The 12,893-nt window shown below is 30.3% G+C and carries 15 protein-coding genes; all 15 read left to right on the forward strand.

The genetic code is table 11. The annotated features are described in order from the left end of the window. The first annotated feature begins 266 nt into the window (after positions 1-266). A complete protein-coding gene (locus FGK85_RS12655; RefSeq protein ID WP_138207181.1) occupies positions 267-896 on the forward strand; it encodes a precorrin-8X methylmutase in 630 nt (209 codons plus the stop codon). Between the two features lie 29 nt (positions 897-925). Continuing rightward, a complete protein-coding gene (cbiD, locus tag FGK85_RS12660; protein WP_138207183.1) occupies positions 926-2,173 on the forward strand; it encodes a cobalt-precorrin-5B (C(1))-methyltransferase CbiD in 1,248 nt (415 codons plus the stop codon). A gap of 152 nt (positions 2,174-2,325) precedes the next feature. Continuing rightward, positions 2,326-3,096: a precorrin-6y C5,15-methyltransferase (decarboxylating) subunit CbiE gene (gene cbiE / locus FGK85_RS15825; protein WP_341472489.1), complete on the forward strand. Its 771-nt coding sequence runs from the start codon at positions 2,326-2,328 to the stop codon at positions 3,094-3,096. After that, positions 3,084-3,647 (forward strand): precorrin-6Y C5,15-methyltransferase (decarboxylating) subunit CbiT, encoded by a 564-nt coding sequence (cbiT, locus tag FGK85_RS12670; protein WP_138207185.1) that lies wholly within the window; start codon positions 3,084-3,086, stop codon positions 3,645-3,647. Before cbiE ends, cbiT begins: the two co-directional genes overlap by 13 nt. Positions 3,648-4,000: 353 nt before the next feature. Beyond that, entirely contained in the window at positions 4,001-4,666 is a 666-nt protein-coding gene (locus tag FGK85_RS12675) for a cobalt-factor II C(20)-methyltransferase (protein WP_138207187.1), read from the forward strand. A 62-nt stretch (positions 4,667-4,728) separates the two neighbouring features. Beyond that, a complete protein-coding gene (gene cobM, locus FGK85_RS12680) occupies positions 4,729-5,472 on the forward strand; it encodes a precorrin-4 C(11)-methyltransferase (RefSeq protein WP_138207189.1) in 744 nt (247 codons plus the stop codon). A gap of 184 nt (positions 5,473-5,656) precedes the next feature. Further along, complete coding sequence (cbiG, locus tag FGK85_RS12685) at positions 5,657-6,739, forward strand: cobalt-precorrin 5A hydrolase (protein WP_138207191.1); 1,083 nt, start codon at positions 5,657-5,659, stop codon at positions 6,737-6,739. A 280-nt stretch (positions 6,740-7,019) separates the two neighbouring features. Continuing rightward, entirely contained in the window at positions 7,020-7,754 is a 735-nt protein-coding gene (gene cobJ / locus FGK85_RS12690; protein ID WP_138207205.1) for a precorrin-3B C(17)-methyltransferase, read from the forward strand. Between the two features lie 24 nt (positions 7,755-7,778). Further along, positions 7,779-8,561 carry a cobalt-precorrin-6A reductase gene (locus FGK85_RS12695; RefSeq protein WP_138207193.1) on the forward strand — a complete coding sequence of 261 codons (783 nt, stop codon included), beginning with the start codon at positions 7,779-7,781 and terminating at the stop codon, positions 8,559-8,561. Between the two features lie 71 nt (positions 8,562-8,632). After that, complete coding sequence (locus tag FGK85_RS12700; protein ID WP_138207195.1) at positions 8,633-9,427, forward strand: sirohydrochlorin cobaltochelatase; 795 nt, start codon at positions 8,633-8,635, stop codon at positions 9,425-9,427. A 224-nt stretch (positions 9,428-9,651) separates the two neighbouring features. Next, entirely contained in the window at positions 9,652-11,004 is a 1,353-nt protein-coding gene (locus FGK85_RS12705) for a cobyrinic acid a,c-diamide synthase CobB (RefSeq protein WP_138207197.1), read from the forward strand. A gap of 166 nt (positions 11,005-11,170) precedes the next feature. Next, on the forward strand, positions 11,171-11,443 hold the full coding sequence (locus FGK85_RS12710; protein WP_171011423.1) for a hypothetical protein: 273 nt from the start codon (positions 11,171-11,173) through the stop codon (positions 11,441-11,443). Between the two features lie 142 nt (positions 11,444-11,585). Beyond that, complete coding sequence (locus tag FGK85_RS12715; protein ID WP_138207201.1) at positions 11,586-11,750, forward strand: DUF1540 domain-containing protein; 165 nt, start codon at positions 11,586-11,588, stop codon at positions 11,748-11,750. A 173-nt stretch (positions 11,751-11,923) separates the two neighbouring features. After that, complete coding sequence (locus tag FGK85_RS12720; RefSeq protein WP_138207203.1) at positions 11,924-12,151, forward strand: DUF1540 domain-containing protein; 228 nt, start codon at positions 11,924-11,926, stop codon at positions 12,149-12,151. 137 nt (positions 12,152-12,288) lie between these two features. Then, a partial coding sequence (locus FGK85_RS12725) for a UPF0236 family transposase-like protein (RefSeq protein WP_171011315.1) occupies positions 12,289-12,893 on the forward strand: 605 nt, incomplete at its 3' end.

Consider the following 12,893-nt stretch of genomic DNA (forward strand, 5'->3'; position numbering starts at 1 on the left):
AGGAATGTATTTACAAATAAACATAAGTAATTGATAAATTATTTTTAAAAGATATTGATTATAGGAAATTAAATAAGTTATAATTGAATCCATAGCAATGACATCCTTTCATGTTATTTTTGGTTTTAGCGATTCAATTATAGCATAAAAAAGGGGGTCATTGTTTTTTTATTAAAAAAACTCTGTAACCATTGATATATAAAGGTAAAAATTAATAAGTAGTGTAAAAAACTTTACACTACCTTTAAAACATAGGAGGGGTAATTATGAAGGATTACGTAAAAGTTCCAATGGATATAGAAAAAAGAAGTTTTGAAATAATAGGGGAAGAAATGGGAGCTCATAATTTTAATGAGAGAGAGCTACAAATAATAAAAAGGGCAATACATACTACCGCAGATTTTGAGTACAAGGATTTAGTTTACATAAGACCAGGAGCTATAGATGAGGCACTAAAACTTTTGAAAAAAGGTGTTACTATTTATACAGATACAAAGATGGCGGCTTCAGGCATTAACAAGAAGGCTTTAGAAAAGTTAAATTGTAAAGTTATTAGTTATGTAAGTGAAAGTAGCGTAAGTGAAATAGCTAAGGAAAGAGGCATTACTAGGTCTATGGCAGCGGTTGAGAAGGCTGTAGATGATGGGGTGGAATTTTTTGTATTTGGAAATGCACCAACAGCATTATTTAGATTAAAAGAAATGATTTTAGAGGGAAAATCTAAGGCTAAATTTATAGTTGGTTGTCCTATAGGTTTTGTTGGGGCAGCAGAATCAAAGGAAGAAGCGGAAAAACTAGACATGCCTATGATTACTGTTAGAGGAAGAAAGGGAGGCAGTACAGTGGCAGCTTCTATTGTAAATGCTTTAATGTACATGCTTATAGAAAGAGAATAATAAGAAACCAAGAAATAGGGTGTGTAATTATGCTAAATTTATATGTTAATAGTGAAGGTAAAAAATTAAGGTGCGGATATACTACAGGTTCTTGTGCAACTGCTGCAGCTAAAGCGGCAACTATGATGCTTTTCAATAATGAAGTTTTGGATAATGTAAGAATAGAAACTCCAAAGGGCATTGAACTTTATTTAGAAATTAAGAAAATTGAAAGAGGAACAAATTTTGTTCAATGTTGTGTTATTAAGGATGCGGGGGATGACCCAGATATAACTGATGGTTTGGAGATATGGGCTAGGGCTGAGACCAGAGAAAGCGGATATATTTTAAAAGGTGGAAAAGGCGTAGGGATAGTTAAAAGCCCTGGTTTATATGTACCTGTAGGAGAATATGCCATTAATCCAGTGCCAAGAAAGATGATAGAAAAGGAAGTTAGCGAGGTATTGCCTTCAGAAAAGGGAGTAGAAATAACTATTTTTGTACCTAGGGGAGAAGAAATAGCCAAGAAAACATTTAATCCTAGACTGAATATAGTTGGAGGAATATCTATACTTGGAACTACTGGAATTGTTACGCCTATGTCTGAGGAAGCACTTAAGGAATCTATTGCCTTGGAAATAAGTCAAAAGGTTAAAAGTGGTCAAAAGGATTTAATTCTTTTGTTTGGAAATATGGGAGAAGATATGGCTAAAAAACTTCAACTTAATGAGAAGGCTATGGTTATAATGTCTAACTATGTTGGCTTTGCATTGGATAGCTGTGTTCAACAGGGAGTTAAAAACATTACAGTAGTTGGTCATGTAGGCAAACTAGGAAAAGTATCTGCTGGATGTTTTAACACCCATAGCAGGGTTAGCGATGTAAGATTAGAGGTGCTGGCGTTAGAACTTGCATTAATGGGAGCGCCAGTAGAACTTGTAAGAGAAGTTTATAGCCAAAAGACCACAGAAGGGGTCGTAAATCTTTTGTGGAAAAGAAGTGGAATGACCAAGGAAACCAGGGACAGGTGTGATAAAATTAGGGACAAAACCAGGGACAGGTGTAGTGAGGTTGATAGCAAGGCAGCTATGGATAAAAGTAGGGACAGGTATAATGATTTAACAAGTAATTCTAAAGTCTTTAGAGAAGATTCATGGGATTTTACTGAGCTGTTCGAAAACATATGTAATAAAATAGTTAATAGGATTAAAACTTATACCCATGATGAAATTTCTCCAGAGGTTATAATGTATTCCATGGATATTGGAATATTATATGATACAAGAAAAGCCAAATAATCATAAAAGCTAAATGATAATAGAATAAAAGTTATTGTATAAAGTAGAAAAATAAAAATGAATGTTAAAAATAAAAGTAAAATAACAAAAGTAAAATAATGATAAAATTAGAGAAACAACAAATAAACATTTTATTCTATAAGGAGGACTTTATGGTTTATATAGTAGGAATAGGACCAGGTCATAAGAATTATATAATTCCTAAGGCTGTAGATGTGATGGAAAAAGTCCATAAGGTGTTGGGATTTAAAAGAGCCATAGAAAGCTTATATTTTATAAAAAATGAAAAGGTTGAGGTAAAGAGCTTAAAGGAAATAGTGGAATATATAAATAACAATTGCCATGAAGATATAGCAATAGCTGCTTCAGGAGATCCATGCTATTATGGAATAACTAACTATATTAAAAACAATTATAAGGGACAGATAGAAGTGATAACAGGAATAAGCTCTTTTCAATATATGATGAGTAAAATAGCTCTTCCATGGAATGAGGCTTTTACTGGAAGTATGCATGGTAGAGAAGAAGATTTTGTGGATATGGTAAAAAGTCATAAGATATCTATTTGGCTTACTGACAAGAAAAATACTCCCGATGAGCTTTGTAAGAAATTATTAAAGGCAGGGTTAAATTTAACGGATAAAAGCATAAAAACAGTGGACAAAGTCAGTAAATTGTCAGGGACAGGTGTAATGAAATCCACAGAATTAACAGCTGATTTAATAGAGTCAGTAGTAGAAACAGCAGGGACAGGTCTAGTAGAATCAAGAAAATCAATAGGGACAGGTGTAGGAATTAAGGTATATGTTGGAGAAAATTTATCCTATGATGATGAAAAAATTTCCTCTGGAACTCTTTCAGAAATGGCAAGGAAGAGCTACAGTGACTTATGTGTGGTGGTGATTGAAAAATGCATTTTATAAAAGATGAAGAATTTATAAGAGGAAATCCTCCTATGACAAAAGAGGAGGTTAGAATTTTAAGTATTTGTAAAATGAACTTACAAAAGAATTATAAAGTTTTAGACGTAGGGGCAGGAACAGGAAGCATAAGCATCCAGTGCAGCAAGATTTGCAGTGAAGGAAAAGTTATAGCTATTGAGAAAGATGAAGATGCTATAGAAATTATGCAGGAAAATAAGAATAAATTTAATTGCACAAATTTAGAGCTCATTAAAGGTGAGGCTTTAGATGTGATGAATAATATAGAAGATGAGTTTGATGCTATATTTATTGGAGGCAGTGGTGGCAATATTGAGGATATTATAAGTGGATATGGCAATAAATTGAAAGAAAATGGAGTTATGGTTTTAAATTTTATAACCATAAGCAATTTATACAGAGCCATGGAGTTTTTAAATAAAATTGGTTATAAGACAGAATGTACACAGGTGGCTGTAAGTAAGCTTAAAGGCAAGAGTGGTATGCTTATAGCTAACAACCCAATTTTTATATTGGTAGCTAATAAAAAATAATAAGATCAGAAAAATATTAAATTGAGGAAGCTGTATAATTCCTTTTAAAATAAATTCTTAAGAATATATTGTACATACTCAATTGGTGAATACAGTATATTGAGCCTATATTTTAAATTTATTAATTATGCAAATATCTCAATTAATAAAATCAGAAAAATATAAGGTGTTTAAAAAATCTAATTTAAAAGTAATAGGGGATTAATTAAAATATGGAAAAAATATGTATATACAAGTTCTGTAGTAATATTAAATTAACATTAAATTGACAAATTAGGCATTGTAAATAGTTAAAAAGCAGATTTTATAGAGCTTAATTATTTGAGTTATTATTAGAAAGTGAGGATTTTAATATGGCAAAATTATATGGCATAGGTGTAGGACCAGGGGATACGGAATTATTAACTTTAAAAGCTGTAAGAATAATACAAAATTCGAATATTATTGTGGTACCAAGTGCTAAGAATGGTGGAAAAAGCATAGCTTATGATACTGTTAAGGAATTTATAAAAAAAGATGCTGAAGTTTTGGTTATGCATTTTCCAATGGGAGGACCAGAGCAGGAAATAAAAATTAGGGAAAATGCTAAAGAAGTTGAAAAAAAATTGAGCATGGGTCAAGATGTTGTTTTTTTAACCATAGGAGATCCATTTATATTTAGTACATATATTTATCTTTTACAAAATTTAAAATATGATGGTTTTGAAGTGGAAACTATTCCAGGAATAACTTCATTTTGTGCTTGTGCTAGTGTTGCAAATGAACACTTAGTAATAGGCGATGAACCTTTATTGGTACTTCCAGCTACTAGATTGGATACAGTTAAGGGTCAAAAGAATTTAGCAATAATGAAGGTATATAAGATTGAGGAAGAAGTCTTAGATTTCTTGGATAGCAATGGCTATGAATATGTATATATTAAAAAGGCTGGAAGAGAAGGACAAGAAATTATAAGAAATAGAGAAGATATTTTAAAGAGCAGGGAATACATGAGCTTGATAATAGCACATAAAAAATAGTAATTCATAAAAATAGTAATTGTTAATGAAACGAGTTTTCGTAAATGAATGGAGGAATTAAAATGGTATATTTTATAGGTGCAGGCCCAGGAGATGTGGATTTAATAACAGTTAGGGGAAGAGATGTTTTAAGCAAAGCAGATGTGGTAATATACGCGGGATCTTTGGTAAATAATAAGCATTTAGAATTTTGCAAAGAGGGTACTGAAATATATAATTCTGCTTCTATGAATTTAGATGAGGTTATTGAGGTTATTAAAAAGGCTGAAGGTGAAAATAAATTAGTTGTAAGATTACATACTGGAGAGCCTTCAATATATGGAGCAATTAAAGAGCAAATGGATGAGCTTGATAAATTCAATATAACATATAAAGTTATTCCAGGGGTTAGTTCTTTTGCAGCAGCAGCATCAGCTATAAAAAAAGAATTTACACTTCCTAATGTTTCACAAACGGTTATTCTTACTAGAGTGGAGGGAAGAACTCCAGTGCCTGAGAAGGAAGATTTAGAGAATTTAGCTAAAATAGGAGCGTCTATGGCTATATTTTTATCTGTAAGCATGATAGAAAAAGTAGTGGAAAAATTAAAAAAAGGTTATGGCAGAAATGTACCTATAGCAGTAATAGAAAAAGCTAGCTGGCCAGATGAAAGAATTGTTGTTGGCACATTAGATGATATAGCTTTGAAAGTAAAAGAAGCTAATATTACTAGATGCGCTCAAATACTAGTAGGAGATTTCATCGATTGTGAGTATGATAAGAGTAAATTATATGATAAAAACTTCTCACATATGTTTAGAAAATAGCAGAATTGTCGCAGAAAACCCAGTGAAAACCCAGGGACAGGTGTTGGTAATGTCAGGGACAGGTGTTAAAACCCCGGATGATTTTCACGGATGATTTTCAGGGACAGGTCTTAGAAATGTTTAGATGAATTTTCAAGGACAGGCATTCTAAGTGCCTTAAAGGTATAAAAAAGGAGTCCTAAATATGGAAAATGTTATAGTGAGTGTTACTAAGGCTGGAGATAGTATTGCAAAAATTATATCTTCTAGCATGGAATGCTATGTTTATACTAGAGAAATGGTTGTAAAAGAAGGAATAAATAATATAGCTAGAAGGATAATGAGGGAATTTCAAAATATTATATTTATATCTTCCACGGGAATAGCTGTTAGATCAATTGCTCCTTATATAGAATCTAAAGATAAAGATCCAGCAGTAATAGTAATTGCTAGCAGCTCTAAATATGTAATAAGCCTTTTAAGCGGTCATATAGGAGGGGCTAACGATTTAACAATAAAAGTTGCAGATATTCTTAAAGCTCAGCCTATAATAACTACTGCAACGGACAACTTAGGCATTGTAGCCCCAGATACTATTGCAAAAAAATATAATTTGGTCATTGAAGACTTGAAAAAGGCAAAGGATGTATCGGCAAAATTGGTGCAGGGTGAAAAAGTTATATTTTTAGATGAGGAAGGACTTATACAAACTCCCAGTGGATATTTTAATTTAGAGGAAATGTCATATTCAGATAATGAGATAATAAATAAATTCAATAATGGAGATAACTTATTTTTTGAGTTAAGTAAAATTGGAATTTATGAATTTCTTAGAAAAAACAATATATCAGCAGTAGTGGCAGTGACTAATAAAAATAAATTTTTGGATTTAATGGATATACCAGTATTAAAACTTATAAGAAAAAATATTGTAATAGGCGTAGGATGCAGAAAAAATTATGATGCAGAAAAAATGCTAAATATGATTTATGATGAATTAGAAAATTTAAATATAGATTTAAGAGCCATAAGCTCAGTGGCTACAGTTGAAGTAAAAAGGAATGAAGCTGCTATAATAAATTTATCAGAAAGATTAAAGGCAGAATTAAAAATATTTTCAATTGAGGATATAAAAAAGGTTCAACACAAATATAAGGGCAGTGATTTTGTTGAAAAAACAATAGGAGTAACCTGTGTTTGTGAGCCATGTGTAGAATTGGCTGGAGGGGAAGCGTTTTTGATGAATAAGTTAGGTAGGGATGGTATGACTTGTGCCATAGGAAAATAGGCTTGAAGTACGGAAAAATCATAGATAATATAATACAGGTGATACGGAATAAGTGGATGATTTTACAGTAAAAGGTATTGATGGTTTCTAGAAATATAGGGACAGGTCTTTAAGATAAATAGAAATGCATAAATAAGGGACAGGTCTTAAGAAATGGAAAATATTCGAAAATATTCAGGGACAGGTCTTGTATAAATGCAGGGACAGGTCTTGAAGATTTTCAGGGACAGGTCTTGAAGATATTTTGAAGATATTTGAACATATTAGAGAGGAGAAAGACATGGGAAAGCTTTATGTAATTGGAATGGGACCAGGTGGAATTGAACATATGACTATAAAAGCTAAGAAGGCTATAGAAGATAGTGAGGTTATAATAGGATATACTAAATATATTGATTTAATAACTCCATTGATACAAGGAAAAGAGGTTTTCTCCACAGGCATGAAGGGAGAAATTCCTAGATGTAAAAAGGCTTTAGAATTAAGCAGGGAGAAAAAAGTTGCAATAATAAGTACTGGTGATGCTGGCATATATGGTATGGCAGGGCTTATACTTCAGATGAAAAATGATGAAGTTGTTGAAATTATACCAGGAGTTACTGCTTCATCAGCCGCGGCATCTATTGTAGGTGCACCGCTTATGCATGATAATTGTAACATAAGCTTAAGTGACTTATTAACTCCATATGATCTTATAAAGAAGAGAGTGGAATTAGCAACACAGGGGGATTTCATAATATCCTTATACAATCCTAAAAGTAAATCTAGACCAAACAATTTGTCAGAGGTATTGAATATTGTTAGAAAGTATAGAGATGGAAAGACTCCAGTGGCTGTAGTAAAAAATGCCTTGAGAGATGGACAAGAGACTTACATTTTTACATTAGATGATTTTGATGATAGTGTAGTTGATATGCTTTCTATTGTTATAATAGGAAATAGTCAAAGCTATATTAAAGACAATATTTTTATAACTCCTAGAGGATATGAAAAGAAAGAAGAGTTTAATTTATAATAGCAGAAATGAAGGTGTAAATAAATGATAGGACTTATAGTTGGAACATCAGAGGGTAAAAAAATAGTATCTATGCTAAATGAGTTCACAGAAGATTTATTTATTTCCACTGCTACTAAATATGGTGGAGAGCTTTTGGAAAATTATAAATATAAAGTTTTAAATTCATCACCATTAAATTTAGAACAGATTATTGAAGTTATAAAAATTCATAATATCAATATTTTTATAGATGCGTCGCATCCATATGCTTTAGAGGTTACTAAGAATGTGGTAAAAGCATGTGAAGTATGCAAAATACCATACATAAGGTATGAGCGTCCATCAGTTGTAGAAAAATATGATAGCTACGAAAAATTAATGCAGGTGGACAACTATGAAGATATATATGAATGTGTGAAAAATATTAAAGGGAATATATTAAATACCAGCGGAAGTAGGAACATGGATAAAATATTAAATTTGGGATTAGAAAATAGAATAATTCATAGGGTTTTGCCATCTTTAAAGGTCATGGAGGAATGTTTTAATTTAGGCGTTAAGGTAGAAGATTTAATAGCTATAAAAGGGCCTATAAGTTATGATTTAAATTTAAGCTTCATAAGAGAATACGATGCTAAGGTTATAATTATGAAAGATAGCGGCGTGGAAGGTGGAACAGAGGAAAAGTTGAAAGCGGCCATGGCTGCTGAGATTTGGGCTATTGTGATTAAGAGAAGTAATAAGAAATTAGATACGGTATTTACGAGTATTGAGGAAATGGTAATATATATTAAGAATATTTATAATAAAAAATTAAGAAACTAACTAAAAAGTAATTAAAAAAAGTTTTGTAGTTTTAAAATTTTCCTTAAATAAAGCAGTAGGAGGGTAACAGTATGAGTGGAGCTAACAGTTGTAAAAAGGGAATTCTTGTGGTGAGTTTTGGTACTAGCTATGAAGAAACAAGAAAATTAACCATAGAAGCTATAGAAAATAAAATTAAAAATAGTTTTGATGGATATGAAATTAGAAGAGCATTTACTTCTGGAATTATAAGAAAAAAGATTAAACAAAATGAAAATATTCATATAGATAGCACTAAAGAAGCTTTAGATAGAATGAAAACGGATGGATTTAATGAAGTTGTAGTTCAGCCATTACATATAATTCCTGGTATAGAATATGATGCAGTAAAGGAAACTGTCAATGAATATAAGAATTTATTTGAAAAAATAATTATTGGTACTCCGTTACTTTATGAGGAAAAAGAGTATGAAGAAGCAGTATGTGCTTTGAAAAATCAAGTTTCGGCTATGAAAAGTAATGAGGGTGTTGTTTTAATGGGTCATGGAACTACCCATTATTCTAATGCTTGCTATGCATTATTGCAGTACATATTAGAAGAAAACGGCCTTGAAAATGTGTTTGTAGGTACTGTGGAAGGGTACCCTACTTTAGACAACGTAATAAGAAGACTTAAGAAAAATAAAATAGATAATGTGATACTAATGCCATTTATGCTAGTGGCTGGAGACCATGCTAATAATGATATGTCAGGAGATGAAGATGATTCATGGAAAAACATATTAAAAAATAATGGAATTAAATCTAGTGTTTATTTACATGGATTAGGTGAAAATTTATCTATACAAGATATATACATAGAAAAAATTAAAAAATTAATTTTTTAATTTTTATCATACCTGTCCCTAAAGATAACTAGGGACAGGTCTCTAATATTTCTAGTAATAGTAACACCTGTCCCTATATATAATCAGATATATCTTATAAATTAATGAAGAGGTTTTTAATAAATTTAGTAGTAAGATAACAAGGAAAGGTTAAAAATCATCAGGGACAGGTTTAGGATATTTACCGCATTTTATAAAGATATGCAGCCATTGGGGGGAGATTAGTGAAAGGAATAGTTATAGGTTCAAATAAAAGTGGTGGCGGAAAGACCACTGTTACTTTAGGATTAATGAAAGCGTTAATGAATAAAGGATTCGAAGTGCAAGGATATAAAGTGGGACCGGATTACATAGATCCAGCATTTCACTCTACAATTACAGGAAAATCATCTAGAAATTTAGATATTTTTCTAATGGGAGAAGAAGGTGTGAAGGCAAGTTTTTCTAGGGGAAATGCAGATATTGCTGTAGTAGAAGGAGTTATGGGTTTATACGATGGTAAAGGAATAGATGCTGAATACTCCACTGCTCATGTAGCAAAATTATTAGATTTACCAGTGGTTTTAGTACTATCTCCTAGTGCACAAATGGCAACATTGTGTGCGGAGATAAATGGTATAATAAATTTTGATAATGTGAAAATATGTGGAATAATTTTAAATAATGTAAGTGAATCTTATTATAGAATATTAAAAATAGCCATAGAAAGTAATTGTAAAACTAATGTTTTCGGATATATACCTAAGGATGATAGGTTAAGTATAAAAAGTAGGCATTTGGGATTAATACAAAGTAGTGAAATAAGTGATATTAACAGTAAAATAGATATTTGTGCTGAATTAATATATAAGCATGTGGATTTAAATGCTCTCATAAAAAACATGAATGAATGTAAACAGTATGAGGATAATTTTCACGTGAAAAATAAAAATATGAAAATTGCCATAGCTTATGATAAAGCTTTTAGTTTTTACTATAAGGAAAATTTAGAGATGCTACAGGAAATGGGGGAAGTTACTTTTTTTAGTCCAATTGCTGATAAAAAGCTCCCTAAAAATATAGATTTCCTATATATAGGTGGCGGCTACCCAGAAGTATTTATTGATGAACTTTCTCAAAATAAATCAATGTTAAATAGCATCCATGATCAATTAAATAATGGACTTAAGTGCTTTGCAGAATGTGGAGGATTAATGTATTTAACTAAAGGATTAGCTACGGATTATAAAGAAGATGAGAGTAATAAATATATGTTTAATAATTATAAAGGATTAAACATTAAAGATACTGTTGGATTTTTTAATGGAGTAAGTTATATGACAAATAGGCTCCAAAATTTTGGGTATGCACAAATTCAAGTAAATGCAGAGAATAGCATAGTTTCTAGTGGAAGTAAGATAAACTGCCATGAATTCCATAAATCTAAGGTAAATTGCAGTGAGAGGAAAATTTATAAATTGCAAAAAGAAACAATTACAGGAGAAATAAAACAGTGGGAGTGTGGCTATGTTAAGAAGAATGCATTGGGAGCATATGCTCATATACATTTCTTTGGAAATAGAAATTTTTTAAAATAATATTTTTGATTTTATCATTTGTACAAATTGTTTTTTTTGTTGTATAATTTTTCAGAAGTAGAACATAGAGATTGAATTATATACAAAATTAAATAAAAAGGTTGTTTAATCTTAAGCAAGTGATAGAGAGTTTACTTATGAAAATTATATGAAATTAGGTGATAAAATGAATTATGTTTTTATTAGTTTAGAAGAGAAAGGCAATGCTATAGCGGAAAAATTAAATATGTTTATTGGAAGTGATGTTTATTACCATTATGAATTAAAAGATTTTGATATAACTAAAAAGGTGGAAGAATCTTTAGAAAAAAATCGAAAAATTACTATTATAACTGCTATAGAAACTTCAAATCTATTGGAAAAGTTCAAGGACGTAGAGAAAAGAAACTTGATATTCATATATGACTATAAAAAAGATATAATGAAGCCTATGATATAACAACAATACCTGTCCCTCAGAAAATAGGGACAGGTATTGTTGTTATATAGGGACAGGTATTATTTAAAATGAAATGTATGAATATAAAAATATTTTTTGAAGATAATAATAAAGAATTAATTTATAAGGAGGGAGTTTGAATATGAAAGATAAACGTAATGATAGTATAGAATGTACAGTGAATGAGTGCAGATACCATTCTAAAGATGCAGATTATTGTACATTAAATAAGATAAGAGTAGTAAAAAATGATATTATGGCAGAAAGTCAGGAATCTACTGACTGTGGAAGTTTTGAAATGAAATAGCATAAATTTAAATATAAACTCTGATTTTAAATTAGAGTTTATATTTTTTTTAATTTAATATATTTATTCGTAATACATAGCATTTATTGAAGGGTTAAACAGTATTTATTAAGTAAAGATAATATATTTTGTGAAGTATAAGCAATAATAAAATATAAAATAATGAAAGGAAGGTGAAAAAGCTGCTTTGTAGTAAGAGCAGAAATATAATGAATAATAAAAATTTGGGATTTAATATTTCGGATTATAATGAAAATATAAAATGTAGTGTTAAAGAATGTAAGCATCATTCTAAATCAGAAAATTATTGTACGCTAACAAACATAATTATAGATCAAGAGTTCCTTGATGGTAAAGGGAACTATACTAAATGTGCTAATTTTGAAAAACAAGTAACTTAGAGTATAATTTTAGTAGGCAAAGATAGTAGTAATTACTGCTTAGAAAATTTAAAAGGAGATACAAAAAGTATCTCCCATGTACATAAAAAATCCATTATAATGTAAGTTAAGAAAACTATAAGATAATGGGTGATATTATGTACAATACAAGTTTAAACGATAAAGAGATAACTTTCAATGATTTAGAGAAAAAAATATATAAATATGTATGTGAAGAAGCATGTAGGTTCATGAAAGAGGTGCTAACGCACCTAGACCGAAGGTTGTTGGATGAAAGAGATACTAAAGTTTATAGAAATAAAGGTTTTAAACATACGTGTTTAAAAACTATAATGGGAAATATAGAACTTGATAGACGTATATATGAGTATAAAACTGATGATGGTAAACTGGCTTATAAATTTTTATTAGATGAATATTTGCAAATGGATACAATAGGACATATTTCAACTACGTTAGTAGAAAAAATCGTAGATAATGTGACTAATGTTTCTTATAGGGATACTGCAAAAAACATTAAAGAGTTAACCAACCAAGAAATCAGTCATACAGCAGTATGGAATGTAGTACAAAAATTAGGTTCTAAACTTGAAGAAAAAGAAGAAAGAAAAATACTATTAAATAAAAAAGGTAAATTAAATGGATCGAAAGAAGTTAAAGTTTTATTTCAAGAAATGGATGGAATTTGGTTGAGTATCCAAGGAAAAGATAAACCTAAAGGAAAAAAGTCTAAAAAGAAAGA

It is taken from the genome of Haloimpatiens lingqiaonensis, assembly GCF_901447495.1.
GTDB lineage: Bacteria > Bacillota > Clostridia > Clostridiales > Clostridiaceae > Haloimpatiens > Haloimpatiens lingqiaonensis.